We start from the raw sequence: 26,560 nt of genomic DNA, 5'->3' as shown, positions 1-26,560 counted from the left end.
CATGATACAGTTTCTGCTGGCGGCGCCCCGCTCGGGCAGCGGCAAGACCACCATGACCTGCGCCCTGCTCATGGCCCTCAAGCGGCGGGGCTGTGCGCCCTGCGCCTTCAAGAGCGGGCCGGACTACATCGACCCCATGTTCCACCGGGCCGTGCTGGGGGTGGAGAGCCGCAGCCTCGACCTCTTTTTCTCTGCACCCGAGACGGTGCGCACCCTCTACGCGAGGGGTGCCGCCGGACACGGTGCGGCGGTGTGCGAGGGGGCCATGGGCTTTTATGACGGCCTCGGCGGCGTCAGCGACAGGGCCAGCGCGTGGCATCTGGCCGACACGCTGGGCCTGCCGGTGCTGCTGGTGGCAGAGCCAAAGGGTCAGAGCCTGACGCTGGCCGCAGAGCTGAAGGGGCTCGTAAACTTCCGCACTCCCAGTCACATCGCAGGCATCCTGCTGAACAACTGCACGGCCCGGATGCACGCTCTGCTGGCCCCGATGCTGGAAAAAGAGACGGGCCTGCCGGTGCTGGGCTTTCTGCCGAAACTCCCGGAGGCCGTCATCGGTTCCCGCCATCTGGGCCTCTACACGGCGGCGGAAGTGGAAAATTTACAGCAGAAGCTGGCTCTTCTGGCCGACGCGGCGGAGGAGCACATCGACTGGCCCCGCCTGCTGGCCCTCTGCGAAAAGGAGCCGCCCGCCCTGCCTGCGCGGGCGGAGACGCCTCCGGCCCGCGTCCGCATCGCCGTGGCGCAGGACGAGGCGTTCTGCTTTATCTACGCCGAGACGCTGGAAGCCTTCCGGGACGCCGGGGCAGAGGTGGTCTTTTTCAGCCCTCTCCGCGACACGGCCCTTCCGGAAAACATCGGCGGGCTGTATCTGCCCGGCGGCTACCCGGAACTTCACGCAAGAGAATTGAGTGGAAATGCCTCGCTTCTGCGCGAGATAAAGCAAAAAATCGAGTCCGGTCTGCCCACAGCGGCCGAGTGCGGAGGCTTCCTCTATCTGGGGCAGAGCCTCACGGACGCCGAGGGGCAGAGCTGGCCGATGGCGGGCGTTCTGCCGGGCGAAGCAAAAGATGCCGGACGTCTCGTCCGTTTCGGCTACGCCGCGCTGAGCGCAGACTCGGACAGTATGCTCTTCCGGGCCGGGGAGAGCTTTCCCATCCACGAATTCCACCACTGGGATTCCACCGCCAACGGCGTGGCTCTCGCGGCAAAAAAGCCGGTGGGCGGCGCGGCGTGGCGGTGCGGATTTATAAACGAGCATTTCTATGCGGGCTTCCCGCATTTGTACTGGGCGGGTACGCCCCTGCCGCAGCGCTTTGCCGCCGCGGCTGAAAATTACAGGAGAGACCATGACTGAGACAGAACTCGCCGCCCTCTGTGCGGCCATCACGCCGCCGGACGAAGCAGCCCGGGCGGCGGCGCACGCCCACTGGGCCAGCCTTGCAAAGCCGCTGGGCGGGCTGGGCGGATTGGAAACGACCATCGAGGATGCCGCCGCCCTCACCGGCAGCGCAAAGCTGGATATTTCCCGCCGGGCGGTGCTGGTGCTCTGCGCCGATAACGGTGTGGTGGCCCAGGGCGTCAGCCAGACCGACAGCAGCGTGACCCGCGCCGTGGCTGAGAACCTCGCCGCCCGCCGCACCAGCGTCTGCCGGATGGCACAGACCGCCCGGTGCGAGGTGGTGCCGGTGGATATGGGCATCGCGGGCGACCCGGTCCCGGGCGTCCTCGACTGCCGCATCGCCCCCGGCACAGCGGATTTCACCCTCGGCCCGGCTATGAGCAGGGCTGAAGCTGTGGAGGCCATCGGCAGGGGCATCCGGCTGGTGCAGGAGCAGAAGAAAGCGGGCGTCGGCCTGCTGGCTACCGGTGAGATGGGCATCGGCAACACCACGACCTCCAGCGCCGTGGCCGCTGTGCTGCTGGGCCAGCCCGTCGAAGTGATGACGGGCCGGGGCGCGGGCCTTTCGGACGAGGGACTTGCCCGGAAGATCGACGCCATCCATCGCGGCATCGCAAAAAATCAGCCCGACTCTGCCGATGCACTGGACGTGCTGGCAAAGCTGGGCGGTTTCGATCTTGCCGGGCTCTGCGGCGTCTTCCTCGGCGGTGCGCTGGAAGGTGTGCCGGTGCTGGCCGACGGTTTCATCAGCTGTGTGGCGGCGCTCTGCGCTGTCCGGCTCTGCCCGGCAGCGGCCAAGGCCGTTTTTGCAAGCCACTGCTCCACTGAACCGGCCGCAAAACTGGTGCTGGACGCTCTGAACAAAAAAGCCCTCATCACGGCGGGCCTGCATCTGGGCGAAGGCACCGGCGCGGTGGCCGCTATCCCGCTGTGGGACATGGCGCTGGCCGTCTACGATGGCTGTTATTCCTTTGAAGAGGGCGGCATCGAAGCCTACACGCCGCAGGGGGGTGTGGGATGCTGACGCTGGTGCTCGGCGGCGCGGCCAGCGGCAAAAGCGCCTGCGCCGAGAGCCTTGTGCTTAAGACCGGCCTGCCCCGCTATTACCTGGCCACCATGCAGGTCTGGGATGCCGAGTGCGCCGCCCGGGTGGAAAAGCACCGGAAAATGCGGGCGCAAAAGCAGTTCGAAACGCTGGAATGCCCGCTCCACCTCGACCGTCTGGCTCTGCCCGGCCGGGGGACCGTCCTGCTGGAAGACCTCGGCAACCTCGTCGCCAACGAGCTTTACAGCCCTGGCGGGGCAGGAAAGCACACCGCCGAGGCCGTTTTGGCCGGGCTGGAACGCCTCGCCGCCGGGTGCGATGACCTCATCGTCGTATCGAACGAGGTGTTCAGCGGCGGTGCCGACTACGCAGGCGACACCGACCAGTATCTGCTGGCGCTGGCGCAGGTGAACAACGCCTTCGCCGCCCGGGCGGACAACGTCTGCCGGGTGGTCTGCGGCCTGCCGGTGTACTACAAAGGGGGAGAAAAGCTGTGACTGTTTTGCAGACCATCGCGGTGGCCTTTGCGATGTTTTCGGCCCTGCCGGTGCCGCAGTTCGAGTGGAACGAAAAAAATATGCGGTACGCCATGTGCGCCTTCCCCCTCATCGGGCTGGTGTGCGGCGGGCTGTGGTGTCTCTGCGGCGTCCTGCCCCTGCCGGAACTGGCCCGGGCGGCGGCGTTCTGCCTCGTGCCGGTGGCCGTCACCGGCGGCATCCATCTCGACGGCTACGCCGACACTTCGGATGCCCTCTCGAGCTACGGCGACCGGGAAAAAAAGCTTGAGATTCTGAAAGACTCCCACTGTGGGGCCTTCGCTGTCATCCGGCTGTGCTGCTACTTTGTGGCCTACTTCGGCCTCTGCGGCAGTGTGCGGTTCACGCCCCGGGCGGGCCTGTGCTGGACGCTGGCGCTGGTGCTGGAGCGGGCGCTGTCGGGCTTTGCCGTGGCGGCGTTCCCGCTGGCGAAGGACACCGGCCTCGCCCATACTTTTGCCACAGCGGCCGACAAGCAGACCGTCCGCCGCTTCCTCTGCGGCCTGTCGGCTCTGCTCGTCTTGGCGCTGACGGCGCTGGGCGGCGGCGGGCTGGCGGCAGCAGCGCTTCTGGCGCTGTGGCGCTATGATTTCGTGGCAAAAAAGCAGTTTGGCGGCATCACCGGCGACCTGGCCGGGTGGTTTTTACAGCGGGCCGAGCTGTGGATGCTGGCGGCGCTGGCCGTCAGCCAGTGGGGAGGAGTGCTGTAAATGATGTTTATCACAGGGCCGCTCTACAGCGGCAAGCGCACCTTTGCGCGGAACTTCCGGGGCAGCGTCATTGCCGATGTGCAGGACGCCGCCGCCGAGACTCAGACCCCGGAGCAGCTCGAAACGCTGGCCCGGGAGCTGGTGGAATATGATATTGTCATCGCCACCGAGGTCGGCGGCGGTGTTGTCCCGATGGATGCTGAGGAACGCGCCGGGCGGGAGGCCGCCGGACGGCTGGCCTGCCTGCTGGCAGAGCGCGCCGACTGCGTGGTGCAGATGTTCTGCGGCATCCCGACGGTATTGAAAGGAGAATTACCCCAATGTTGATCTATCTGCTGCGTCACGGCCTGACCGAATACAACGCCCAGAAGCGCTATCAGGGCCAGCGCGACATCCCGCTCTCGGCGGAGGGCCTGAGCCAGCTGCGCCGGGCCGACATCGACCCGAAGGTGGTCTATATCACCCCGCTGCAGCGGACGGCCCAGACGGCCCGGGTGCTCTTCCCGGAGGCAGAGCTCGTGGTCGTGAAGGACCTGCAGGAGATGTGCTTCGGCAGCTTCGAGGGCAAAAACTACGTCGAGATGGAGCACGACGCCGATTATCAGGCGTGGGTGCAGGCCAACTGCGAGAGCAAATGCCCCGACGGTGAGCGGAAGGACGACTTCTCGAACCGCATCTGCAATGCCTTCTCTGCTCTGGTGGACAAGGCGCTGGCCGACGGCGAAGAGCTGCTGGTCATCCTGGCCCACGGCGGCACCCAGATGGCGGCCATGGAGCGGTACGCCCTGCCCAGGCGCGATTATTATGCGTGGTGCGGCCCCAACGCGGGCGGCTATGTGCTGGATGCCGCCGACTGGGCCGAGAAGCGCCAGCTCCGCCTCGTGAAGACCGTGCAGTACACGAAAGACGCGGAGGCCGGCGTATGATGACCGCCTGGGCTGTGCTGGGAGGCTTCGTGCTGGATGCCATTTTCGGCGACCCGGCATGGCTGCCCCACCCGGTGGTGTACATGGGCAAAGCCATCTCCCGGCTGGAAAAATTCCTCCGCGCCCGCCTGCCCAAAACGCCTCAGGGCGAGCTGCTGGGCGGTGCGGTGGTGGCGTTCTGCCTGTCGGTGGGGACGCTGCTGTTCACGGGCCTTGTCTGCTGGGGCGCGGCGATGCTTCACCCGCTGCTGGGGCTTGCCGTCCAGATGTTCTGGTGCGGGCAGGCGCTGGCCGCAAAGGGACTGGTGCAGGAGAGCACGAATGTCTATGTCGAGCTGAAAAAAGGCAGCCTGCCCGCTGCCCGGAAGGCGGTGAGCCGCATCGTGGGCCGTGACACGGAAGCGCTGACTGCTGAGGGCGTGACCAAAGCGGCGGTGGAGACGGTGGCCGAGAACGCCAGCGACGGCGTCATTGCGCCTTTGCTTTATATGCTGCTGGGCGGTGCGCCGCTGGCCCTGACCTACAAGGCCATCAACACCATGGACAGTATGCTGGGCTACAAAAACGAAAAATATCTCTACTTTGGCCGTGCCGCTGCAAAACTGGACGACGTGGCGAACTATATCCCGAGCCGTCTGGCGGCGCTGCTCTGGATCATGGCGGCGGCGTTCACCCGCAATGACGCCAAGGGCGCGTGGCGTATCTGGCGGCGGGACCGCCGCAATCACGCCAGCCCCAACAGCGCCCAGACTGAGAGCGCCTGCGCGGGCGCGCTGGGAGTCCAGCTGGCCGGGCCGGCCTACTATTTCGGGGAGTACTACCCGAAGCCCACCATCGGCGACCCGCTGCGGCCCATCGAGCCGGAGGATATTCTGCGGGCCGATCGGATGATGTATGCAGCCAGCGGGTTTGCGCTGGCGTGGGGATGTGCGATACGGGGGTTCTTGGGATGAAACAACTGGTCCACGGCGGTGACTGGATGGGCTACCGCGAACGCTTTGGCCGCGACGCGCTGGATTTTTCGGCGAACGTCAGCCCACTCGGTCTGCCCGAAGGGGTGGCGCAGGCCATCCGGGACGCTCTGCCTCTGGCCGACCGCTACCCCGACCCCCTCTGCCGCACCCTGCGGGCGGCGCTGAGCCGGGCCGAGGGTGTGCCGCAGGAGCAGATCCTCTGCGGCAACGGCGCGGCGGACCTCATCTTCCGGCTGGTCTGGGCCGCAAAGCCCCATAAAGCGCTGGTGACAGCCCCGACTTTTGCCGAGTACGCCTCTGCATTGGATACGGTGGGGTGCGAAGTGAAACGCTTCTTCCTCGATGAAGCGAATGATTTCGCCCCGACGGACGCCCTCGTGGACGCCGTGGACGAGAGCATCGACCTGGTGTTCCTCTGCCAGCCGAACAACCCGACGGGGCAGCTGGCCTCACCCGAACTGGTGAAAAAGCTGCTGCGCCGGTGCGGGGAGTGCCGCACGATTTTGGCCGTAGATGAGTGCTTTCTGGACTTTCTGCCCGACGCCGACGGGTGGACCGCGAAGCCTCTGCTGGAAAGTGGGGACCTCGTCATCCTGAAAGCTTTCACCAAGCTCTACGGCATGGCCGGCGTCCGGCTGGGTTACTGCCTCTGCGGCGACGAAACGCTTCTGGAAAAAATGCAGACAGCGGGCCAGCCGTGGGCCGTGTCCAGTCTGGCCCAGGCGGCAGGCGTCGCGGCCCTGAAAGAAAGCGCTTATGTGGACGAGGTGCGCGCGCTTATCGCCCGGCAGCGGCCCGTTCTGACGGCGGGTCTGCGGTCGCTGGGTCTGCGGGTCATCGACGGAAAGGCGAACTATCTGCTCTTCCGCGCGCCCGCCGACCTGAACGAGAGGCTTCGCCCGCTGGGAACACAGGTGCGCAGCTGCGCGAATTATCCGGGCCTCGGGCCGGAGTGGTACCGCACGGCGGTGCGCACGGCCCCCGAGAACGCCCGGCTGCTGGAACTTATGAAAGAGGTGCTGGGATGAGCAGGGCAAAATGCATCATGGTGCAGGGTACGATGAGCGGTGCAGGCAAAAGCCTGCTCTGCGCGGCGCTCTGCCGCATCTTTGCGCAGGACGGCCTGCGCGCCGTGCCGTTCAAGAGCCAGAACATGGCTCTGAACAGCTTCGTCACCAAAGACGGCCTCGAGATGGGCCGGGCGCAGGTGGTGCAGGCGCAGGCCGCCGGTGTCGAGCCGGACGTGCGGATGAACCCCATCCTCCTGAAGCCCAGCAGTGACGTGGGCAGTCAGGTCATCGTCAACGGCGAGGTGCGGGGCCAGATGAAAGCGTCGGAGTATTTCCGCACGAAACGGCAGCTGGTGCCGGACATCCTGAAGGCGTATGACAGCCTCGCCGAGGAGGCTGACGTCATTGTCATCGAGGGCGCGGGCAGCCCGGCAGAGATCAACCTCAAGAGCGAGGACATCGTGAACATGGGCCTCGCCGAGATGGTGGACGCGCCGGTGCTTCTGGTGGGCGACATCGACCGGGGCGGCGTGTTCGCCCAGCTATACGGCACGGTGGAGCTGCTGGAAGAAAAAGAACGCCGGCGCATCAAGGGGCTCGTCATCAATAAATTCCGTGGAGACGTAGAAATTCTGCGCCCCGGCCTTTCGATGCTGGAAGAAAAGACCCATCTGCCCGTGGTGGGCGTCGTACCGTACCTGAAGGTGGACATCGAGGACGAGGACTCCCTGAGCCAGCGCCTCGAGATGCGGGACGGCAAAAAGCCGCTGGATGCGGCGATCATCCGTCTGCCGCATCTGTCCAATTTTACGGACTTCATGCCGCTGGAACAGCACCCGCTGCTGGGCGTGCGGTATGTTTCGAACGCTCATGAGCTGGGCGCACCCGACCTCATCCTGCTGCCGGGGACGAAAAACACGGTGGATGACCTGCTCTGGCTGCGGCAGTGCGGGCTGGAAACGGCTCTGCTCAAGCTGGCCGCGAAAGGCACACCGGTGCTGGGCGTCTGCGGCGGCTACCAGATGCTGGGCCAGACCCTCGACGACCCCACCGGCAGCGAGAGCGGCCGGCAGCAGACTCTGCGGGGGCTGGGTCTGCTGCCCACCCGGACCGTGTTCAGCGAGCAGAAGCGCCGCGCACAGGTCAAAGCGACCGTCGCCGCCCCCTTTGCGGGTGCAGAGCTGGAAGGCTACGAGATACACACCGGCGTGACCGAGGCGGAGGGCGAACCCTTCGCCCACTACCCCGACGGGGGCCGGGAGGGCTGTGTGCAGGGCAATGTGTTCGGCACCTACCTCCATGGCCTGTTCGACACCGGCACGCTGACTGAGGCGCTGGCGGGCTGGCTCTGCCGCCGGAAGGGCATCGACCCCTCCGACGCAGCCCTCATCCCGATGGAAGAGTACCGCCGCCAGCAGTTCGACATCCTGGCCGACGGCGTGCGCGGGGCGCTGGATATGGACGCGGTGTATGCCGCGATGGGAATGGAGAGGCGCTGAATGGAACAGGGACTTTTGCATCTGTACTGGGGCGACGGAAAGGGAAAGACCACTGCTGCAATGGGTCTTGCGCTCCGTGCGCTGGGGTCCGGGAAGCGGGTGGTCATCGTCCAGTTTTTGAAGGGCGGGAACAGCGGCGAGATCCCGCTTCTGGCCCAGCTTGGCGCGGAGCTCTACCGGGGCAAGGCCGGGCAGAAATTCGTCTTCCAGATGACGCCGGAGGAAAAGGCCGCGACCCGGGAACTGCAAAACCAGAACCTCGCCGCCGCCATGGCACAGCCTGCCGACCTGCTGATACTGGACGAAGCCGGGAGCGCAGAAGAGCTGGATATGGTGGACGTCGATCTATTAAAAAAGGCCGTTCTGGAACGGCCTGCCGGGTGTGAGTGCGTCCTGACGGCCCACACGCCGCCCCAGTGGATGCTGGACGCCGCCGACTACTCCACCGAGATGAAATGCCGCCGCCACCCCTACCAGAAGGGGATAAAAGCACGAAAGGGGATAGAATATTGACGCCGCAGCATCATCTGCCCGCCGACATTGAGCGGACGAGCTTCCACATCATCACCGAAGAGCTGGAAATGATGGGCCTGACCCCGCCGCCCGAGCACGAAGCCGTGGTCAAGCGGGTCATCCACACCACCGCCGACTTCGACTATGCGCGGAATCTCCACTTCACCCCCTGCGCGGTGGAGCAGGCCGTCAAGGCCCTCCACGCCGGGGCCGTCATCGTGACCGATACGAACATGGCGCTGGCTGGCATCACCAAGCCCGGTCTGGCGAAGCTGGGCGGTACGGCCTGCTGTTATATGGCTGACCCCGAGGTGGCCGCCGCCGCCAAAGAGGCTGGCACCACCCGGGCCGTCGCAGCGATGAAAAAGGCAGCGCAGGAGCATCCCGGGGCCATCCTCGCCGTCGGCAACGCGCCCACGGCTCTGCTGACGATTGCAGAACAAATCGAAAGCGGCCTGCGGCCCGCACTGGTCATCGGTGTGCCGGTGGGCTTTGTGAACGTGGTGGAGAGCAAAGAGCGGCTCTTCGCCGTCTGCGAAAAGCATGATGTACCGGCCATCGTGGCGATGGGCCGCAAGGGCGGCAGCAACGTCGCTGCGGCCATCTGCAATGCCCTCATCTACTCCGCCGCCGAAATGCTCGACCCCTCGGCCAGAGGATGGAAATAAGAGTTATGACTGTAAAGGCTTCCCTTCGCGGGAAGCTTTTCTTTTACACCGTCGCCAGCACGGCGAGGATGCTCTGCCAGCGCTTGTTCTCGACCACAGGCGCACGGCGGACGGGCCGGGACTGTACAGGCTGAGGCCGCTGAGCCGTCTGGGGCAGGGGAGTGAAAAGCGCGGCCTGCCATGCGGCGGCAAGCTGCATGGCCTCCGGGCAGCTCTGCAGGGTGCGGCGCTCGGCCCCGGCGAGGTAGTCGCCCAGCCAGCAGAGGATGGCCGCGATGTTCAGCTGTTCGGCGGCGCGGGTGCTCCAATAGCTCCAATGGGCGGGACGGCCCACGAACCGCTCCACCGTGATGAGCGCACCCTCCCGGGCGGCAGAGGGGGCGACGGCCCCACAACCACCGGCAGTATGGGCCAGAACGTCCAGAATGCGCGCCATCCGGCCGCTGTCGAGGGCGTCGTCCCGGACAAAAGCAGAGAAATCCGTCTGGGCCAGCAGACCGTCGGCGGTGGCGGGGAAGCGCCCCGTCAGCTCGCCCGAGGCGTTGTGGCAGCTCTGCCAGCCTTTGCGGACGAGCTGGAAGTTCAGCTTCTGACGTCCCATCGTGGAATAGAACACCCGGGCCTTGCCGCTGACCGGCTCCTGTCGCAGCTCGAGATAAGCGTCTGCGCCTCCGAGGTCTTGGACCTTGACGCTGAGCACAAGGCGGTACTCAGGCTTCTGGCTGGACATGGCAAGATGCATCTCTTCAAAATAACGTGCGGCATCCATAGCGGTTCTCCTTCCTGTGGGCTCGGGGTGATGTGTAGGTGTGCGGCCCTTCGTTGGTTGTAGTATATCATAAATTACGCCAGAATACAACTATAAGTTTGCAAATAAACCAAAAAACTTTTTGATTCTTCAGCAATGCAAAACAAGATGGTTGTGAATGACAACAAAAATACGGGGCCGCTGGCAGCAGATACAACTGCACAGCGGTCCCGTACATTATTATGATTCAGTCGCCCAGCTCCCGTATCTCGTTCTGGATGAGTCGGCCTGCGGCCCGGGCCAACTGGTCCATGCCCCGGATGCGGGCCATGTTCTTGCCGTAGATGCGGGAGGCGTCGGCGGCGCTGGCGTCTTCGCCCATAAAGACGGCGGAGACCCGCAGACCCTTCCGCTGCAGCGCCCGGACCTCGGCGGCGGCGTCCTCCACGCCCGCGCTGCCGCCGTAGTCGCGGCCCAGCGGGTCATCGGGGGAGGGCGGGATGCGGCGGCTGTCGTTGGGGGAGGCGTCCGTCAGGAGAATAAGCAGATGCCGCGCGGCGGGGCCGGGGTCGAAGTCGATGAGGTCGCCTGCTGCCCGCAGAGCCAGACCGTCCCGGTTCCAGCCCGAGGCGAAATACTGGCAGATGCCCTGTAAGCTCTTCTCCTTGAAGCCCTTGAGCACCCGCAGGACGGTGTAGCCCCGCAGGCTGGAAAAGCAGCTCACTCGCACCGGGATGCCGCAGGCCGCGAGGCTCTGGGCGAGGATAGAACCCTGCGCCGCGATGACCTCCTGACAGTGGAGGCGGGAAGCCGAAGCGTCCAGCAGCAGGTCAACGGTGAAGGACGGGTGGTTCTCTTCATCGGCACAGCGGAACACCCGGTCGTCGTCCATGACGGTGCGCCAGACCCGCTCCGGGTCGAGGTTACCGCTGCGGGCGACCCGGGCGTTGGGCTGCTGGTGGACGAGGATGCAGTTCCGTATCTGCTCGGTCAGCCGCAGCACGACGCTGCGGTGAAGCTCGAGATTTTTCGAATAGTATGCCCGGTTCCGCTCAGCCTGAAGCTGGGCCTGTTCGGCCAGGTGCTTTGCCTCGGGGGTAGGGGCCTGCTCCGGGCTGGGGACGCCGGAGGCAAACCAGAGGTGACAGCCCAGATGCTCCCCGGTGCAAAGCTCCTGCTCGGCCTTCCGCAGCCGTTCGGGCGGGTAGAGCGATCGGCCAAAGCAGCTTTCGATGTAGGCGCGGTCTTCCTCGGCGCGCTGGCGCAGGGTGATGTGGGCCAGCCGCTTGTCGGCATGGATGCCGCCGCCGGAGGCGTCCACCGAGCCGGAATGCTCCACCGTCACCCGGTCGGTCTTTATCATCTGGGTGGGCATGGTGCGGGTCATGAGGGACGCCAGCAGACCGTCCAGATGGAGATGCAGCCCGGCCTTCTGATGCACGGTGCCATTGAACAGCTCGAATTTGGCGTAGACGGCCAGCAGTGCGGCTTTCAGCTCGTCCGGCTTGGGGGGCGTCTCGGGACTGAGGGCGGCGTCGAGACCCTTTTCGTAGGGGGTCATGACCGGCGGTGTGCGCCCCTGCACGGCCCGCCAGCGCGCGGCCTGCATGGAGTAGACCAGCTGGTTCTTCGCCATCCACTCCTGCCGCGAGAGCTTGTACTGGATGCCGAAAAAGTAGTCCGCATGGGCGCGGCGGAGGGCCGAAAGCACCGGGCGGCGGGGCAGTTCCAGCGCGTAGACCGCGCTCTCGAGGTAGAGCCAGGTCAGATCGTCCAGCATGGTCTGCCGGATGTCGCCCTCCCATGCGTCAAAGAGGCTGCGCACCAGCTCGTCGCCGTAGTATTTGTGGACCAGCCCCACGACGCAGTTCATGTAAAAATCAATGGTGCCGTCGGTGTTCCGGGCGAGGAACAGCGGCTCGAAGCCGTAGGCTCCTGCCGCCGCCCACACCTGATTGGCGGCCCGCCGCTCTTCGGCGGTGTAGCTCTGCGCTTCCATAAAAACGCCCCTTTTTTTTAATCGAAGAGCTTTGCGGCGGTGAGCTGGGCCGGGATGCGGGCGGCAATAGCGTCCCGGATGAGGCCCTGTTCGTAGGAGTCGAAGGCTTTGTTGGCGATGCCCATGTCCAGCGCAGCCCCGGCAGCGACGCCCCGGCGCATCAGGCGCAGAGCGTCCAGCATACCGCGCAGGTCGAGAGCTTTGGTGGAAATTTCCGCGCTGTCGCACTTTTTCTGCAAATCGAGGAAGAGCAGGGCGAACTGCCTGACATACTTGCTGTTCAAATCGGGGAACTGGGTGCGCAGGAGCTTTTCGAGGTTCTCCTCGGTGATGGTGGGCATCTGGATGACCACGAAGCGGGAGGTGAGGGCCTCGTTCAGCTCACGGGTGCCGGCGTAGCCGTAGTTCATGGTGGCGATGAAGCGGGTCTCCTCGGCCAGCGGGATGCGCTCGTAGCCCGGCACATCGATGGCGCGGCGGAAATCCAGCACCGCGTGCAGGACGGCCAGCGCCTCGTTTTTGGCCATGTTGATCTCGTCCAGAACGCCGAAGCCGCCGCTCTGGGCGCAACGGTAGACCGGGCCGGGGCGGAACTTGACCTGTCCGCCCTCAAAGGTGTCCATGCCGATGAGGGACGCCGCGTCCATATTGACGTGGAACGAGATGTCCCACGCGGGGCGTCCGAAGGCGGCGGCGAGGTTTTCGGCCAGCACGTTCTTGCCGGTGGCCTTGCCGCCCGCCAGCAGCAGATTTTCGCCGCAGAGCAGGGCGGCCAGCGCCTGTTCCCACACCTCTCTGCCGTAGTAGACGAAGGCAGGGGAGGGGATGCGGGGGCGCAGGGCCTCCGCCAGCGGGTGGGCGGTACGGTATTCTTCCACAGCGCGCAGCAGGTCGGGGGAGACCCCTTCCTGCCGCAGCGTATCCATCAGAGCAGATGTTTCAGACATCTATGACATCTCCTTGCGGTTGGCAGTGCCAAACCGAAATTTCACCCTTATCATAGCACAACCCGCGCGGTTTGTGTAGGGCTTTGGCGGGCAAAAAAGCGGCAAAGAAGCAGAGAAAATAAAGGTGAAGCTATTTTAACAAACTTTCAGTCGGGACGTGCAGATTTCACGTTCAAAGTAAATTGACAGGCCGCTTAAAATACGATAAAATAATTTTCGTTGTGTCAAAGTGAAAAAGAAAGGCGTAAAAGTATGCTCGAAACCATCACGGCCGTCAATCAGGCGGTCAACAGCTTTATCTGGGGCATCCCGGCGATGGTCTGCATCATCGGCGTGGGCCTGCTGCTCAGTGTGCGGACAGGCTTTTTGCAGCTCCGGAAATTCCCCTATGCCATCAAAACGACCATTGGCCGCATCTTCCGCAAAAAGGATGCCTCCGACGGCGCGATGACTCCGTTCCAGGCAGTGTGTACGGCGCTGGCCGCTACCGTCGGCACCGGCAACATCGCCGGTGTGGCGGGCGCGATCGCCATCGGCGGGCCGGGCGCGGTGTTCTGGATGTGGTGCTCGGCCCTGCTGGGCATGTGTACCAAATTCTCCGAAGTGACGCTGGCCGTGCATTTCCGCGAGCGGAACAAAAACGGCGAGCTGGTGGGCGGCCCCATGTACTATATTAAAAACGGCCTCGGCAGCCGGTGGCAGTTCCTCGCGGTGCTGTACTCGCTGTTCGGCGTGCTGACGGTCTTCGGCACCGGCAACGCCACCCAGGTCAACACCATCGTCACAGCCATCGACTCGGCCCTGCTGGCCTACGGCAGCAGCCTGAACAGCATCCTGCCCACGGTCAACCTCGTCGTGGGCGTGGTGGTGGCCATGATGGTGGCTATGGTGCTGCTGGGCGGCGTCAAGCGCATCGGCAGTGTCACCGAAAAGCTGGTGCCGTTCATGGCGCTGTTCTACGTCGTGCTGGCGCTGGGTGTCGTGGTCATCAACTACCGGCGCTTCCCGGCGGTGCTGGCCTCCATCGTCGGCGGTGCATTTGACCCGCAGGCCTTCACCGGCGGTGCCATCGGCAGCATCTTCCTCAGTATGCAGAAGGGCGTTTCCCGCGGCATCTTCTCCAATGAGGCCGGCCTCGGCACCGGCTCCATCGCCCACGCCTGCGCCGATACCCACAAGCCGGTCAAGCAGGGGATGTTCGGCATCTTCGAGGTCTTCGCTGATACCATCGTCATCTGCACCCTGACCGCCATGGTCATCCTGTGCAGCGGCGTGCCGGTGGGCTACGGCAGTGCGGCAGGCGCAGAGCTGACCATCTCCGGCTTCACGGCCACCTACGGCGGCTGGTCGTCCATCTTTACGGCGGTGGCGCTCTGCAGCTTTGCATTCTCCACCATCATCGGCTGGGGCCTCTACGGCTCCCGGTGCATCGAGTTCCTGTTCCACACCGACAAGGTGGTCGGCCCCTTCCTCGTGGTCTACTCCTTCGTGTCCATTCTGGGCGCGACGGTCGATCTGGGCCTGCTGTGGAGCATCGCCGACACCTTCAACGGACTGATGAGCATCCCGAACCTCATGGCCCTGCTCCTGCTGTCCGGCACGGTGGCAAAGCTCACGAAGGAGTTCTTTGCGGGCGAGGGCGCAGGAAAGTAAAGAATGATTCAAAGCGCCCTCCGGCCCGCGCCGGAGGGCGCTTTGCTGTCAGCAACCCTTTGATTTTGTCTACTTTCTCTGCAAAAACTCAAAAAAGTATAAAAATTTCATGGAAATCATAAGAATTGATATTGAACAAATTTTAACAAAGTGGTAAAGTAGAAGCAAAGAGAGTCGTACCCGCCGCCCGGCGGGGCGCAAAATCAGGAGGTTTTACCAATGGCTGATCGTATCGTTCTGAATACTATTTCTTATCATGGCCACGGCGCCATCGAGAACATCGTTCCCGAGCTGACCGCCCGCGGCTACAAGAAGGCTTTCGTCTGCTCTGACCCCGACCTTCTCAAGTTCGGCGTCACCAAGAAGGTCACCGACCTGCTGGACGCTGCAGGCTTCGCCTACACCGTCTACAGCGAGATCAAGCCAAACCCCACCATCGCCAATGTGCAGGACGGCGTGGCCGCTTTCAAGGCCGCAGAGGCTGACTGCATCGTGACCATCGGCGGCGGTTCTTCCATGGACACCGCAAAGGCCATCGGCATCATCATCAACAATCCCGAGTTCGCCGATGTGCGCTCTCTGGAAGGCGTCGCTCCCACCAAGAAGCACGCCGTCTTTACCATCGCAGTCCCCACCACTGCCGGTACTGCCGCTGAAGTCACCATCAACTACGTCATCACCGACGTGGAGAAGAAGCGCAAGTTCGTCTGCGTCGATACCAACGACATCCCCGAGATCGCTGTGGTTGACCCCGATATGATGGCCTCCATGCCCAAGGGCCTGACTGCCGCCACCGGTATGGATGCTCTGACCCACGCCATCGAGGGCTACATCACCAAGGGCCACTGCACCATCTCCGATATGTTCCATCTGGAAGCCATCAAGCTCATCAGTGAGAACCTGCGCGGCGCTGTCCAGAACACTCCGGAAGGCCGCGAGGGCATGGCTCTGGGCCAGTACATCGCCGGCATGGGCTTCTCCAACGTGGGTCTGGGCATCGTCCACTCCATGGCACACGGCCTGTCCGCTCTGTATGACACTCCCCACGGCGTGGCCTGCGCGATCCTGCTGCCGGTGGGTCTGGAGTACAACAAGACCGTCGCCGGTGAGCGCTATCGTGCCGTCGGCAAGGCTATGGGCGTGAAGGGCATCGACGAGATGAACGACGCACAGGCCGCAGATGCCACCATCGCCGCTGTCAAGCAGCTGAGCGCTGACGTGGGCATCCCCGCAAACCTGAACGGCATCCTGAAGGAAGAGGACATCCAGTTCCTCGCCGAGTCCGCATATGCTGACGCCTGCCGTCCCGGCAACCCCCGCGACACCAGCGTGGAGGAGATCGTGGAGCTGTACAAGAGCCAGCTGTGATCTGAGTCGGAGCGCTTTGCCCTTATAAAAAATACAGGCTGCTGTAAAATAATCTCTCAGTCTCGCATTCGCTCGCCAGAGGCTTCCCGTCATACTGCCCGTCCACCCCTCATACACTGACGGACAAGGGGGTGTGCGGATGGAGCAGGGGATGGAGATGCTCTTTGCGCTGTTCGGCGGGCTGGCGATGTTCCTCTACGGGATGGACAGGATGAGCCGCGCCCTGCAGCGGGCGGCGGGTGACGCCATGAAGCGGCTGCTGGCCCGGCTGACGGCCACGCCGCTGCTGGGCGTCCTCACCGGGCTGGCCGTGACGGCGGTGCTCCAAAGCAGCTCTGCGGCGACGGTGATGGTCATCGGCTTTGTCAGCGCCGGGCTGCTGGAACTGCCCCGGGCGGTGGCCGTCATCTACGGCATCAACATCGGCACCACCATGACGGCACAGCTCATCGCCTTCGATGTCCAGACGCTGGTATACCCGGTGCTGTTTCTGGGCTTTCTCCTCGACTTTGTGGCCCGCAGGCCCCGCTGGCAGGCCGTGGGAGAGGCGGTGTTCTCCTTCGGGCTGCTTTTCGAGGGCATCGACATCCTGGGCCGGGCTTTGCAGCCGCTGGCCGGGCAGACGGTCTTTCTCGACTGGATGACCCGGGTGAAGGAGTCGCCGCTTCTGGGCATCCTGCTGGGCCTCTGTATGACCATGGTGGTGCAGAGCAGTTCGGCCACCATCGCGCTGCTGCAGAACGTGGCCCGGCAGGCCGGGCCGGACGGCATCCACAGCGTGCTGGGCCTTGCCGGGGCGGTGCCGGTCCTTCTGGGCGACAACATCGGCACGACGGTCACGGCCCTGCTGGCCTGCATCGGGCAGGGAAAGAACGCCGCCCGCGCCGCACTGGCCCACAGCTGCTTCAACCTCAGCGGGAGCCTGCTGGCGGCGGTGCTGCTGCCCTGGTTCGTCCGGCTGGTGGAGCTTATCTCCCCCAAAGGCCCGGAGCTGGAAGTCATTTCCCGGCAGATCGCCAATGCCCACACCGCCTTCAACGTCTGCTGCGCCCTGCTCTGGCTGCCGTTTTTGCCGTGGATGGTGCGGCTGGTGTGTGCGCTGGTGCCGGAAGAGTAGCCCTCTCAGTCACGCCGTAGGCGTGACAGCTCCCCCAAGGGGGGAGCCTCTGGCGAGCCGGACAGGCTTCGTCTGAATGAACAAAGTTTAATCTATCATAAACAGTAGTGCCCTGCTACAGAGACTCACAACAGCTTGACATGGGACATTGTTCCGTAGCTGCTGCCCTCTGTAGCAGGGCACTATTATTTTATGCCATATTGAGCTTTCAGCGGTCAGTTCAGAGTTGACCGGCCTGCCAATGGCTCTCCCTTTGGGAGAGCTGGCGCGTCAGCGACTGAGAGGGCAAGGATGCTGACGGAAAAGCGCAGACACGGCGATGGCATCGCTCTGACAAAAGCCAATGCTTATCGCTGTGTGGATTCTCTTGGAAAACGGGCTTGCCCTCTCCGGCTGCTTCGCAGCCACCTCTCCCAAAGGGAGAGGCTTTCGCCTATGGGCAGGTTACTTCTTAACAACGCTCTTCCGATACACCGCAAAGGCGATGACAGCCGACAGCACTTCCGTGACCCAGAAGGCGTGCCAGACGCCGGTGGGGCCGAGCTGGCGGCAGAGCAGCCACGCCAGCGGCATGATGAAGATGACGTACCGGCAGAGGGAGATGACCAGCGAGGCCGCACCCTTGCCCAGACCTTCCAGCGCGCCGGAAGAGGTGGTGGACACCGCCGACACCACAAAGCCGAGGCAGATGATGCGCAGGGCGGTCTGGCCGATGGCGATGGTCTCGGGGTTGGAGGAGAACAGGCCGATGAGGGGCGCGGAAGCGGCCATACAGATGACGGTGCCTGCCGCCATGATGACGGCGCTCATGCCGAGGGTGAGCTGGTAGAGCTTTGCCACCCGGGCGTGCTCTTTTGCACCGTAGTTGTAGCCGATGAGGGGGCGCATTCCCTGCACGATGCCGTTGGCGGGCAGATAGAGGAAAGTCTGGAGCTTATAGTAGATGCCCAGCACCACCACATAGCTTTCGGAGAAGGCCGCCAGCAGGCCGTTGAGGAAGGTGACCAGCAGGGAGGGCAGGGCCAGATTCAGGATGGCAGGCACACCGATGGCGTAGAGACGGCCTTCGAGAGAGAGGTCAGGCCGCAGGGCCTTCCGGCGCAGATGGACGGGCGACTCGGTGGTGCTGTAGACCACGAGGTAGATGACGAGAGCGACGGCCTGTCCGATGCCGGTAGCCAGCGCCGCGCCGGCAATGCCCATGGCAGGCACCGGGCCAAGGCCGAAGATGAGGACGGGGTCCAGCAGGATGTTGCAGACACAGCCCGAGATGAGGGCGATCATGGTGAGCTTCATCCGGCCCACGGCCTGAAAGAGCTTCTCAAAGGCGAGGCTGGCCATGTTCACGGTAGCGAACAGGAAGACGATGGTGGAGTAGGTCACGCCCATAGAGACGATGGTGCCGTCGGCGGTGAACCGGGCCAGGAAGCCGGGCATGACAGCGGTAGCTGCCAGCGTGCAGAGGATGCCGTGGAGCACCGAGAGGGCCATGCCGTGGGTGGCGGCGGTGTCCGCTCTGTCGTGGTCGCCTGCGCCCCGGTAGAGGGCGACAAGGGCGTTGATGCCTATGCCGAAGCCGATGGCGACGGCGTTCACGAAGTTCTGGATGGGGAACACGAGGGAGAGGGCCGTCATGGCCTGCTCGTTGATCTGGGCCACGAAGAGGCTGTCCACGATGTTGTACAGCGAGTTCACCAGCATGGAGATGACGTTGGGCAGAGCCATCGACACCAGCAGCGGGAACACCGGCTTCGTCTTCATAAAAGTATCGTTCATGGGGAAAAAGCTTCCTTTCCTGAAATTTCCGCACAAGAAAAGCCACACAACGGCGGCTTGAAGCGGGCCATTGTGTGGCGAAAAGTAGCAAACATCTATGCTGTAAAAATCCACACGGGTTTTATTGAAGTGCTGAGAAATACGGTGCATCGCAAAAGCGGCGTTACGGGACGCCGCCGGACGGCACCGGGATGCGGGCCGGAAAGGGCAGCACGGGAGGTGCCTTTCTGACCGGCCTGCGATAGGATACCACGAAACGGGTGGATTGTCAAGTGAAAAGTATGACTTTTCACAAAAGGCTTTTCAAGCGGCCATTTCGTGATACAATAAAGCCAGACAGAAACGGAGGAAAAGCGCCATGAAATGGATGATCGCGTCCGACCTGCACGGGTCGGCTTACTACTGCAAAAAGATGGTGGAGGCCTTTGAGCGGGAGGGGGCTGACCGGCTGCTGATGCTGGGCGACCTGCTTTACCACGGCCCCCGGAACGACCTGCCCCGGGACTACGCGCCGAAAGAGGTCATCCCGATGCTGAACGGCCTGAAAAACAAACTCTGCTGCGTCCGGGGCAACTGCGAGGCCGAGGTGGACCAGATGGTGCTGGATCTCCCGGTGATGGCGGATTACTGCATCCTCCCGGCGGGCGAAAAGCTCATTTATGCCACCCACGGGCATATCTATAATGGAAAGAACCCGCCGCCGCTGGCCGAAGGGGACATCCTGCTCCACGGCCACACCCACGTCCCGGCGTGGACGGAGTTCGGGCAGAGGAACGTCTGCCTCAACCCCGGCTCCCTGAGCATCCCGAAGGAAAACAGTCCCCACAGCTATATGATCCTGGAAAACGGCGTCTTCTACTGGAAAGACGTAGAGACGGGAGAAATATACCACACCCGTGTACTGTGAGGAACCGGCACTTGCAATTACCATACCGGTGTGGTATGATGAAGACGGAAACAGAAAAAACAGGGTCTTTTGTCTCGGGCGCGGAGGGGTGCGCGGGGCCGACGGCCTTTTGTTTCCCATAAAAAGTTAGGCAAAACTAACAAAATGACGAAAAACACACGGGCGGCTTGTGCAGTCTGCCCAGTGGATAACGATTTTTAGGAGGTGCTGACCAATGGTTCAGACGACGCTGAAAGTAGACGGCATGATGTGCGGCATGTGCGAGAGCCATGTCAACGAGGTGGTGCGCAAGACTGCGCAGGTGGAGAAGGTGACTTCCTCCCACACGAAGGGAGAGACGGTCATCGTCTCGGTCCAGCCGCTGGACATCGAGGCCCTGAAGGCTGCCATTGCCGACACGGGCTATACCGTGACCGGCGCAGAGGAAAAGCCGTATGAGAAGAAGGGCTTCTTCTCGTTTTTGAAGCACTGATGACTTCCGGCCCCGGGGTGGGGCCTATATAAGGAGGCAGGCAGAGATGAGGATACTGGTCTATGGTGCAGGCGTGCAGGGCTGTGAGCTGGCCCACCGTCTGCTGCAGAACAAAAAGAATGTCGTCACCATGCTGGCGCGGGGCGAGTGGAAGGAGAGGCTCGACCAAAGGGGCCTCGTCATCCGCCACTGGGCGCAGTGCCGCACCACGGTGGATCGGGTGGCCACCATCGACACGCTGGCCCCGGACGACTGCTACGACCTCGTTTTCGTGACGATGCAGGCCGGGCAGCTGCCCGACGTGCTGCCCATCCTCAAGCAGAACAGGAGCGAATACTTCGTCTTCGTGGGCAATGACCCCCACGCCGTGGAGATCATGCAGGCTATGCAGCGCCCGGCGGATAAGATCGCCTTCGGCTTCCAGAGCAGCGGCGGCCACCGGGATGTGGATAAGGTCGTCAGCGCCCATGTCGGCGTGGGTATGACCATCGGCGGGGCTACCGCGCCCCTTTCGGGCGTCTTCCGCTACCGGGTCAAGACGGCTTTCGAGGGCGCAAAGTACAAGCTGACCTTCGTCAGCGACATGGACGGATGGCTCAAGTGCCACCTCGCCCTCATCCTGCCGGCCTGCTATCTCTGCTACGCCTGCAGCGGCGACCTCTCCAAGGCGACAAAGGAGCAGCGTGGCCTGGTCCTCGACGCCGCGTGGGAGGCCTGCGAGATGCTGAAAGCCGCCCACATCCCCGTGGACGACAAGGAGAACACCGACTGCTACCGTGCCGGTACGCCCGGCCGCCGGAAGATGAACGCCATGGTCCTGGCGCTCTGTAAGACCCCGCTGGGCCGTCTCTGCGTCTCCGACCACGCGATGCATGCTGTGGCTGAGATGCAGTACCTCGATGAGGCTTTCGAAGGTCTGCGCACCCGGACGAGCGTCCGGATGACGGCGTGGGATACCCTGCGCAGCCAGATGCCCTCGTGGGACATCATGCGGAAAAAGACGGCGAAAGCAAAGCGATAAGTGCATGGAAAAAGAGGCAGATGCGAGTCTGCCTCTTTTTTGTGTGGGAAAAACCTCTCAGTCTGCTTCGCAGACAAGGCCGGGTTGCGGCACCCAGCATCCGCTGCGCTTTGCTTGCGTCTTGCTGGCCGCTGCCCCAACAACGACTCCCTGTTTCCGTCACTGGCGGCGGTCGTCGTTGTTGCCCCTGCCGAGGGGAGCCCTTGGCAGGCCGGGCAGCTCTGAGCTGGACGCTTGAGGCGCAATATGGCGCAAAAGGGCGGGCCTTGCTACAGAGGGCAGGCCCGTCTTAGTACAACCTCTCAGTCTCACTTCGTTCGACAGCTCCCCTAGTAGGGGAGCCTCTGGCGAAGAGGGAAAGCTTTACGGAATGCCAAAGCCTCCCCTCGGTAGGGGAGGTGGCACGGCGTCAGCCGTGACGGAGAGGTTCAGCCTTTCCAGAAATCTTCCAGCTTTTTCTTCAACTCTTCCGTATCCCTCAGATACTCCAGATGCCTCCAATGCTTCGGGAAGAGCCGGGCGTACTCGCTCTGGGCAAAGCGGTCGTCGAGGAGCAGCACCACGCCCTTATCTTCCTGCGTCCGGATGACCCGCCCGGCGGCCTGCAGGACTTTGTTCATCCCGGGCCAGCGGTAGGCGTAGTCGAAGCCCGCCCCGTTCTGGGCGTCGTAGTAGCGGCGCAGCATCTCCTGACGGGGACTCACCTGCGGCAGGCCCACGCCCACGATGGCGCAGCCGATGAGCCGGTCGCCCGCGAGGTCCACGCCCTCGCCGAAGATGCCGCCCATGACCCCGAAGCCGAGAAGCGTCTTCTCCGGGCAGGGCGAAAACCGCTCGAGGAACGCCGCCCGCCCGGCGTCGTCCAGACCGCTCTCCTGTACCAGTGTGCCGATGTCCGGGTAGCGGGCGGTGAAGTCCTCCCACACCTGCTGCAGATAGGCGTAGCTGGGGAAGAAGGCCAGATAGTTGCCCACCCGGCTGGACGCCAGCGCCGCGAGGGCGTCCGAGATGGGCCGGATGCTGGCCTCCCGCTGGCGGTAGCGGGTGGAGATGGAGGGCAGACAGTAGAGCCCGAGGTTTTCTGCCGGGAAGGGGCTTTCCAGCGCCACGGCCCGGGCCTCGGGACAGCCGAGGACGGTGCGGTAGTAGCCCGGCGGCGTCAGCGTCGCGCTGAACAGCGCCGCCGCCCGCCCTGCCGAAAGGCTTGCGTCCACGAAGGGGGACGGGTCGAGGCAGAGCAGCTGCAATTCAAGGTCACTGCCCCGGGCGGTGAGCTGGGCGGCAAAATGCTCGTCGTACCGTTCCGCCGCCCGCAGGATGTCCTGCACCTCAAAGTAGAGATCCAGCAGGGCCGCGTGGGCTTCGGCGTCGGGATCGTCTTCCAGCCAGTCCTGCAAGGGAGCCGTCAGCGCCCGCAGCGGGGCCAGCAGGGCTGAGGGAAGCTCCTTGCAGAACACCGTGCCGTCCTGAGCGTAGTCGGCGGCGGGCAGCTCGATGGCGGGCGTCTCCGCAGATCCCAGCAGGGAGGTCTGGCCGCTGTCGTCCTCTTCGGCGGCAGTGCTGCCCCGGCGGGGCGCGAGGGTCGAGACCGCTTTCCGTCCCTCTAAAAAGGCTTTGTCGGCCTTGCTCAGAGCGGTCTTGAGGGTGCTTTTGCCCCGCCCGAGTGCGCGTTTTGCCTCGGTGAGGCTGCTCTTGCAGAAGCGCGCCGAGTACATGGCCCGCGCCCGCTCGGGCAGATTGTGGGCCTCATCCACGAGGAAGAGCCAGTCGCCCGCGCTGTCGAAGAACCGCCGCAGATGCACCACGGGGTCGAAGAGGTAGTTATAGTCGCCGATGATGACGTCGCACCACTCGCTCAGATCCAGCCCCAGCTCGAAGGGGCAGACCGTGAACTGCTTTGCGGCGTCGGCCAGCGCGGCCCGGTCGAAGCGGCCGGTACCGTCGTCCAGAAGGGCTTTCAGGGCCGTGTTCACCCGGTCGTAGTAGCCGTTTGCGTAGGGGCAGAGCTCCGGCAGGCAGGCGGGATGGCCCTCGGCATCCGGGTGGAGGCAGACCTTCTCCTTGGCTGTCAGGGTCACGCTGCGCAGAGCCAGCTTGGGATCAGACGCCCGCAGCCGCGCAATGGCATCCTCGGCGGCGGACTGAGTCGTGTTGCGGGCCGTCAGATAGAACAGCTTCTCGCCGCAGCCGATGCCGATGGCCCGCAGAGCAGGGAAGAGGACGCTCATGGTCTTGCCGATGCCGGTGGGGGCCTGACAGAAGAGCCGGACGCCGCTTTTAGACGGCGCGGCAGTGCAGGCGCGGTAGACTTCGCCTGCCAGCGCCCTCTGCCCGGGCCGGTAGGCCGGGAAGGGGAAATCCAGCGCCGAAAGGCTCACGCCCCGCTGCTCCTTCCACGCCAGCTGACGCTGCGCCCAGGGGGCGTACTGCTCGAGCAGATCCTGCAAAAACGCTTCCAGCTCTTCAAGGGTGAAATGCCGCACGAAGCGGAGAATGTCGTCGGTGTCGATCTGGTAGTAGGTGAGCCGGACGTCCAGCTTTTCCAGCCCCTGCTGACGGCCATACAGCGCCCCGTAGACCATTCCCTGCGCCCAGTGGCAGGGGTTCATGTCCTCGGCGATGTCGTCGGCGGGGACGGCTGTGGTCTTTATCTCGTCGATGACCGTCACGCCCGCCTCGTCGGTGAAGATGCCGTCGGCCCGGCCTTCGATGGTGAAGGGGATGCCCGCCGCCTCCCGCTCGCCGGAGAGGAAGACTTCGGCGGCGTAGCCTTCGCCTGCGGCCTTTTGGAGCTTGCGGTGGATGCGTGCGCCCTCGTTGGCGCGGTCGAAGCCGGTAAAGCGACTGTCGATGCTGCCGGTGCGGAGCAAAAATTCCACCAGCTGGCGGACAGGCAGGCGAAAAGCAGGCATAGCGGGTCACTTCCTTTTTTATGGCATCATCTTGTATAAGGCTCCCCCTTTGGGGGAGCTGGCGCGGGAGCGCCTGAGAGGGCAAGCCCGGCACGATGGAGTCGCCGCACAGCGATAGGCACTTTCTTTGTCAGAGAGATATTATCACAACAGCTGTATTTTTGGCAGCGTGCTTGCCCTCTCCGTCATCGCAAGCGATGCCACCTCTCCCAAAGGGAGAGGCATTCGCACACGACAAACTTTCCCAAAAACTACGCCAGCCCCAGCATCCCGGCGCACTGGGCGGCAGCTTCGTCCACCTTGCCGAAGTCCACGGCGGCGCGGTAGTAAGTCTCCAGCTCGTCGTGGCAGGCTTTGGCCTGTGCCATCAGGTCGGCGGCCTGTTCCAAAAGCTCTGCTGCCGCCCGCTCGTTGAAGCGGAGACGGGCGCGGTAGCCCGCCAGATTTTCCCGGTCCACGAAACGGGTACACCGGACGGCCTGCACGCCGGGCAGCTGCACCGGGTGCCACCGGTTGTCGGTGAGGAAAGCCAGCCGGAGGGCCGGGATGAAGAGATGGTCGATCTTGTCGTCGGGGTGCATGGCGCAGGGGCAGGTGATGATGTGGTAGCCCCGGGCCAGCGCCTCGGCCCGGATGAGCTCGAGAAGCAGGCGGGAGACGGCGCCGTAGTCGTCATGGAAGACCACATACCGGTCGGCCAGCGCCTGTACGGTGCCGCGGTAGAAGACCGGCCCTTTCGGCGTGATGGCCGACAGCAGCCGCAGCTCTTCGCTGGCCGAGGCCCCCTCGGGCAGGCGGGGGAGAGTCCGGGCGCAGAGCCGCTTGACGTAGCGGCGGACTTTCTCGAAGTTGGCACTGCACGCCTCAGCCCGGCGGCTATCCAGCAGCAGGCTCCCGGCGGACGCGATATACCGCGCGGCCCGGCTGCGCAGGGCAGTGTTCTGGGCGAAGAGCCGCTTCACCTCGTCGGCGTGGGCGTGGAGGGCGTCGGCGTCCAGTGTGTGGTACAGGCTCACCACCTGCTCCTCTGCGCCCGGGGCGTCCGGCTCCATGACATGGGGTGCGGTGGCGTCCACGATGGCGGCGCGCTTGTCGAGAAAGATGACGCCGTCCAGACTGTCGGGGTCGCTGGCGCAGTGGATGCGCTGGATAGGCTCCCCCTTCTGCTCGGCCTTGACGGCCAGCCGCTTCATCAGCGTCGATTTGCCGCAGCCCGGCCCGCTTTTGATGAGATACATCTGCATCCCCGGCTCCCGCCGAAGCGGCTCAAAATAGCCCTTGAACCCGGCGGGGGTGGTGGTGCCCAGAAAGAAATCAACAGAATTGCTGCGTACAGCATTCATACTCAAACACCTCACTTTTGTTTTTAGGTTATGCAAAAGTGAAGGAAAAAGTGAGGGGTGTGATGGCAAAGGCTCCCCCTTTGGGGGCAACGGCGACGACCGCCGCCAGCGGCGGAAGCAGGGAGTCGCTGTTGGGGCAGCGGCCAGCAGGATGCAAGCGACAGCGTAGCAGACGCAGGGAGCCGCAACCCGGCCTTGGCGCGAAGCGCCTGAGAGGGCAAGGATGCTGACAAAGAAGCATGGTGCAGCGATAATATGGCTCTGACAAAGAAACTGCCCATCGCTGTGCAGAGGCCTTATCTCGCCGGGCTTGCCCTCTCCGTCACCTGCGGTGACACCTCTCCCAAGGGGAGAGGCTTAGCCCCCATCAGTAGGTATGCTCGCACACCTCGTGTATTTTATCCCGCAGGGCCACAAAGTCGCCGAAAGCCTCCGGCTTGTTCTGGGGCTGACGGAGCAGGGCGGCGGGGTGGAACGTCCCCATGAAGAGGATGCCGTTCTTCTCAATAAAGGTGCCGTGCTCCTTCGTCACCGAAAAGTCGGCGCGTATCATCCGCTGGGCGGCGATGCGGCCCAGGCAGACGACGATCTTAGGCCGCAGCAGACGGAACTGCTCTCGCAGCCAGGGCATACAGGCTTCGCTCTCGGCGGGCAGGGGGTCGCGGTTCTGGGGCGGGCGGCACTTGACGATGTTGGCGATATAGCAGTTGGAGGCACGGTCGAGGTCGATGGCGAAGAGGTATTTGTCCAGCAGCTGGCCGCTGCGTCCCACGAAGGGCAGACCCTGCTCGTCCTCGCTCTGGCCGGGGCCTTCGCCCACGAAGAGCACCTCGGCATTCTCTACGCCCTGCCCGAACACCACGTTGTGCCGGGTGGTGTGCAGCGGACAGCGCTGACAGGCGAGACAGTCGGTTTTCAGTGTTTCCCAATCCATAAGTTCGGTATCCTCTCACAAATTAAATGACATTTTCTTAACAAATTATCGCACGATTTCTTCCTTAAAATATACCACAAAAT

General features: G+C 63.8%; 24 protein-coding genes. 17 read left to right on the top strand and 7 right to left on the bottom strand.

The genetic code is table 11. From position 1 onward, the window contains the following. Window position 1 precedes the first annotated feature (1 nt). Genes F3G95_RS03380 through F3G95_RS03330 form a run of 11 tightly spaced genes read left to right on the top strand, consistent with a single transcriptional unit; the run spans window position 2 to window position 9,280 of the window. Window positions 2–1,354 (top strand): cobyrinate a,c-diamide synthase, encoded by a 1,353-nt coding sequence (locus F3G95_RS03380; protein ID WP_149793813.1) that lies wholly within the window; start codon window positions 2–4, stop codon window positions 1,352–1,354. Next, a complete protein-coding gene (gene cobT, locus F3G95_RS03375; RefSeq protein WP_149793812.1) occupies window positions 1,347–2,423 on the top strand; it encodes a nicotinate-nucleotide--dimethylbenzimidazole phosphoribosyltransferase in 1,077 nt (358 codons plus the stop codon). Before F3G95_RS03380 ends, cobT begins: the two co-directional genes overlap by 8 nt. Next, complete coding sequence (locus F3G95_RS03370; RefSeq protein ID WP_149793811.1) at window positions 2,417–2,941, top strand: bifunctional adenosylcobinamide kinase/adenosylcobinamide-phosphate guanylyltransferase; 525 nt, start codon at window positions 2,417–2,419, stop codon at window positions 2,939–2,941. Before cobT ends, F3G95_RS03370 begins: the two co-directional genes overlap by 7 nt. Then, on the top strand, window positions 2,938–3,690 hold the full coding sequence (locus tag F3G95_RS03365) for an adenosylcobinamide-GDP ribazoletransferase (protein ID WP_149793810.1): 753 nt from the start codon (window positions 2,938–2,940) through the stop codon (window positions 3,688–3,690). Before F3G95_RS03370 ends, F3G95_RS03365 begins: the two co-directional genes overlap by 4 nt. Further along, entirely contained in the window at window positions 3,691–4,017 is a 327-nt protein-coding gene (locus F3G95_RS03360; RefSeq protein ID WP_149793809.1) for a bifunctional adenosylcobinamide kinase/adenosylcobinamide-phosphate guanylyltransferase, read from the top strand. It begins immediately after the preceding gene. Next, window positions 4,011–4,616: a histidine phosphatase family protein gene (locus tag F3G95_RS03355; RefSeq protein WP_149793808.1), complete on the top strand. Its 606-nt coding sequence runs from the start codon at window positions 4,011–4,013 to the stop codon at window positions 4,614–4,616. The genes F3G95_RS03360 and F3G95_RS03355 overlap by 7 nt, the downstream gene beginning before the upstream one ends. Then, on the top strand, window positions 4,616–5,569 hold the full coding sequence (cbiB, locus tag F3G95_RS03350) for an adenosylcobinamide-phosphate synthase CbiB (protein ID WP_149793889.1): 954 nt from the start codon (window positions 4,616–4,618) through the stop codon (window positions 5,567–5,569). The genes F3G95_RS03355 and cbiB overlap by 1 nt, the downstream gene beginning before the upstream one ends. Next, entirely contained in the window at window positions 5,566–6,618 is a 1,053-nt protein-coding gene (locus F3G95_RS03345) for a histidinol-phosphate transaminase (RefSeq protein ID WP_149793807.1), read from the top strand. The genes cbiB and F3G95_RS03345 overlap by 4 nt, the downstream gene beginning before the upstream one ends. Further along, a complete protein-coding gene (locus tag F3G95_RS03340; protein WP_149793806.1) occupies window positions 6,615–8,099 on the top strand; it encodes a cobyric acid synthase in 1,485 nt (494 codons plus the stop codon). Before F3G95_RS03345 ends, F3G95_RS03340 begins: the two co-directional genes overlap by 4 nt. Beyond that, window positions 8,100–8,612, top strand: coding sequence for a cob(I)yrinic acid a,c-diamide adenosyltransferase (locus tag F3G95_RS03335; protein WP_149793805.1), 513 nt, complete (start codon window positions 8,100–8,102; stop codon window positions 8,610–8,612). It abuts the gene before it with no gap. Beyond that, entirely contained in the window at window positions 8,609–9,280 is a 672-nt protein-coding gene (locus tag F3G95_RS03330; RefSeq protein WP_188117503.1) for a precorrin-8X methylmutase, read from the top strand. Before F3G95_RS03335 ends, F3G95_RS03330 begins: the two co-directional genes overlap by 4 nt. A 43-nt stretch (window positions 9,281–9,323) precedes the next feature. Here F3G95_RS03330 and F3G95_RS03325 read toward each other — a convergent pair whose 3' ends face one another. From F3G95_RS03325 to F3G95_RS03315, 3 genes are all read right to left on the bottom strand, one after another. Further along, window positions 9,324–10,049, bottom strand: a complete 726-nt coding sequence (locus F3G95_RS03325; protein ID WP_149793803.1) for a hypothetical protein — start codon at window positions 10,047–10,049, stop codon at window positions 9,324–9,326. A gap of 226 nt (window positions 10,050–10,275) precedes the next feature. After that, window positions 10,276–12,027: a hypothetical protein gene (locus F3G95_RS03320; protein WP_149793802.1), complete on the bottom strand. Its 1,752-nt coding sequence runs from the start codon at window positions 12,025–12,027 to the stop codon at window positions 10,276–10,278. Between the two features lie 17 nt (window positions 12,028–12,044). Beyond that, window positions 12,045–12,974: a MoxR family ATPase gene (locus tag F3G95_RS03315; RefSeq protein WP_149793801.1), complete on the bottom strand. Its 930-nt coding sequence runs from the start codon at window positions 12,972–12,974 to the stop codon at window positions 12,045–12,047. A gap of 252 nt (window positions 12,975–13,226) precedes the next feature. Here F3G95_RS03315 and F3G95_RS03310 point away from each other — a divergent pair, with 252 nt between their 5' ends. The 3 genes from F3G95_RS03310 (at window position 13,227) to F3G95_RS03300 (ending at window position 17,112) form a co-directional block, all read left to right on the top strand. After that, entirely contained in the window at window positions 13,227–14,627 is a 1,401-nt protein-coding gene (locus tag F3G95_RS03310) for a sodium:alanine symporter family protein (protein WP_149793800.1), read from the top strand. A 219-nt stretch (window positions 14,628–14,846) separates the two neighbouring features. After that, complete coding sequence (fucO, locus tag F3G95_RS03305; protein ID WP_149793799.1) at window positions 14,847–15,995, top strand: lactaldehyde reductase; 1,149 nt, start codon at window positions 14,847–14,849, stop codon at window positions 15,993–15,995. 139 nt (window positions 15,996–16,134) lie between these two features. Next, the gene (locus tag F3G95_RS03300) at window positions 16,135–17,112 is read left to right on the top strand and encodes a Na/Pi symporter (protein ID WP_149793798.1); all 978 of its coding nucleotides are present in this window, start codon (window positions 16,135–16,137) and stop codon (window positions 17,110–17,112) included. Window positions 17,113–17,556: 444 nt separating this feature from the next. Here F3G95_RS03300 and F3G95_RS03295 read toward each other — a convergent pair whose 3' ends face one another. Beyond that, a complete protein-coding gene (locus F3G95_RS03295) occupies window positions 17,557–18,888 on the bottom strand; it encodes an MATE family efflux transporter (protein ID WP_149793797.1) in 1,332 nt (443 codons plus the stop codon). A gap of 358 nt (window positions 18,889–19,246) precedes the next feature. Here F3G95_RS03295 and yfcE point away from each other — a divergent pair, with 358 nt between their 5' ends. From yfcE to F3G95_RS03280, 3 genes are all read left to right on the top strand, one after another. After that, window positions 19,247–19,795, top strand: a complete 549-nt coding sequence (gene yfcE / locus F3G95_RS03290) for a phosphodiesterase (RefSeq protein WP_149793796.1) — start codon at window positions 19,247–19,249, stop codon at window positions 19,793–19,795. Window positions 19,796–20,009: 214 nt separating this feature from the next. Next, the gene (locus F3G95_RS03285; RefSeq protein WP_149793795.1) at window positions 20,010–20,267 is read left to right on the top strand and encodes a heavy metal-associated domain-containing protein; all 258 of its coding nucleotides are present in this window, start codon (window positions 20,010–20,012) and stop codon (window positions 20,265–20,267) included. 46 nt (window positions 20,268–20,313) lie between these two features. After that, window positions 20,314–21,288: a 2-dehydropantoate 2-reductase N-terminal domain-containing protein gene (locus F3G95_RS03280; RefSeq protein WP_149793794.1), complete on the top strand. Its 975-nt coding sequence runs from the start codon at window positions 20,314–20,316 to the stop codon at window positions 21,286–21,288. 428 nt (window positions 21,289–21,716) lie between these two features. Here F3G95_RS03280 and F3G95_RS03275 read toward each other — a convergent pair whose 3' ends face one another. The 3 genes from F3G95_RS03275 to F3G95_RS03265 form a co-directional block, all read right to left on the bottom strand. Beyond that, complete coding sequence (locus F3G95_RS03275) at window positions 21,717–24,200, bottom strand: ATP-dependent DNA helicase (protein ID WP_149793793.1); 2,484 nt, start codon at window positions 24,198–24,200, stop codon at window positions 21,717–21,719. A gap of 251 nt (window positions 24,201–24,451) precedes the next feature. Continuing rightward, entirely contained in the window at window positions 24,452–25,543 is a 1,092-nt protein-coding gene (locus F3G95_RS03270) for a hypothetical protein (RefSeq protein WP_149793792.1), read from the bottom strand. A gap of 367 nt (window positions 25,544–25,910) precedes the next feature. After that, window positions 25,911–26,477, bottom strand: coding sequence for a uracil-DNA glycosylase (locus F3G95_RS03265; RefSeq protein WP_015563746.1), 567 nt, complete (start codon window positions 26,475–26,477; stop codon window positions 25,911–25,913). Between the last annotated feature and the right edge of the window lie 83 nt (window positions 26,478–26,560).

Origin of the sequence: Faecalibacterium sp. Marseille-P9312, from assembly GCF_902497445.1 — a bacterium.
Taxonomy (GTDB): Bacteria; Bacillota; Clostridia; order Oscillospirales; family Ruminococcaceae; genus Faecalibacterium; species Faecalibacterium longum.
The sequence above is the reverse complement of the archived record's forward strand: the minus strand, read 5'-3'. Positions and strand labels throughout refer to the sequence as shown.

Excerpts from the sequence above, each read along its gene's own strand:
- F3G95_RS03360 (WP_149793809.1), top strand. The coding sequence starts at position 3,691 with ATGATGTTTATCACAGGGCCGCTCTACAGCGGCAAGCGCACCTTTGCG.
- F3G95_RS03355 (WP_149793808.1), top strand. The coding sequence starts at position 4,011 with ATGTTGATCTATCTGCTGCGTCACGGCCTGACCGAATACAACGCCCAG.
- cobT (WP_149793812.1), top strand. The coding sequence starts at position 1,347 with ATGACTGAGACAGAACTCGCCGCCCTCTGTGCGGCCATCACGCCGCCG.
- F3G95_RS03310 (WP_149793800.1), top strand. The coding sequence starts at position 13,227 with ATGCTCGAAACCATCACGGCCGTCAATCAGGCGGTCAACAGCTTTATC.
- F3G95_RS03300 (WP_149793798.1), top strand. The coding sequence starts at position 16,135 with ATGGAGCAGGGGATGGAGATGCTCTTTGCGCTGTTCGGCGGGCTGGCG.
- yfcE (WP_149793796.1), top strand. The coding sequence starts at position 19,247 with ATGAAATGGATGATCGCGTCCGACCTGCACGGGTCGGCTTACTACTGC.
- F3G95_RS03325 (WP_149793803.1), bottom strand. The coding sequence starts at position 10,049 with ATGGATGCCGCACGTTATTTTGAAGAGATGCATCTTGCCATGTCCAGC.
- F3G95_RS03370 (WP_149793811.1), top strand. The coding sequence starts at position 2,417 with ATGCTGACGCTGGTGCTCGGCGGCGCGGCCAGCGGCAAAAGCGCCTGC.
- F3G95_RS03295 (WP_149793797.1), bottom strand. The coding sequence starts at position 18,888 with ATGAACGATACTTTTATGAAGACGAAGCCGGTGTTCCCGCTGCTGGTG.
- F3G95_RS03340 (WP_149793806.1), top strand. The coding sequence starts at position 6,615 with ATGAGCAGGGCAAAATGCATCATGGTGCAGGGTACGATGAGCGGTGCA.
- F3G95_RS03280 (WP_149793794.1), top strand. The coding sequence starts at position 20,314 with ATGAGGATACTGGTCTATGGTGCAGGCGTGCAGGGCTGTGAGCTGGCC.
- F3G95_RS03345 (WP_149793807.1), top strand. The coding sequence starts at position 5,566 with ATGAAACAACTGGTCCACGGCGGTGACTGGATGGGCTACCGCGAACGC.
- F3G95_RS03265 (WP_015563746.1), bottom strand. The coding sequence starts at position 26,477 with ATGGATTGGGAAACACTGAAAACCGACTGTCTCGCCTGTCAGCGCTGT.
- cbiB (WP_149793889.1), top strand. The coding sequence starts at position 4,616 with ATGACCGCCTGGGCTGTGCTGGGAGGCTTCGTGCTGGATGCCATTTTC.
- F3G95_RS03315 (WP_149793801.1), bottom strand. The coding sequence starts at position 12,974 with ATGTCTGAAACATCTGCTCTGATGGATACGCTGCGGCAGGAAGGGGTC.
- F3G95_RS03380 (WP_149793813.1), top strand. The coding sequence starts at position 2 with ATGATACAGTTTCTGCTGGCGGCGCCCCGCTCGGGCAGCGGCAAGACC.
- F3G95_RS03285 (WP_149793795.1), top strand. The coding sequence starts at position 20,010 with ATGGTTCAGACGACGCTGAAAGTAGACGGCATGATGTGCGGCATGTGC.
- F3G95_RS03320 (WP_149793802.1), bottom strand. The coding sequence starts at position 12,027 with ATGGAAGCGCAGAGCTACACCGCCGAAGAGCGGCGGGCCGCCAATCAG.
- F3G95_RS03270 (WP_149793792.1), bottom strand. The coding sequence starts at position 25,543 with ATGAATGCTGTACGCAGCAATTCTGTTGATTTCTTTCTGGGCACCACC.
- F3G95_RS03335 (WP_149793805.1), top strand. The coding sequence starts at position 8,100 with ATGGAACAGGGACTTTTGCATCTGTACTGGGGCGACGGAAAGGGAAAG.
- F3G95_RS03275 (WP_149793793.1), bottom strand. The coding sequence starts at position 24,200 with ATGCCTGCTTTTCGCCTGCCTGTCCGCCAGCTGGTGGAATTTTTGCTC.
- fucO (WP_149793799.1), top strand. The coding sequence starts at position 14,847 with ATGGCTGATCGTATCGTTCTGAATACTATTTCTTATCATGGCCACGGC.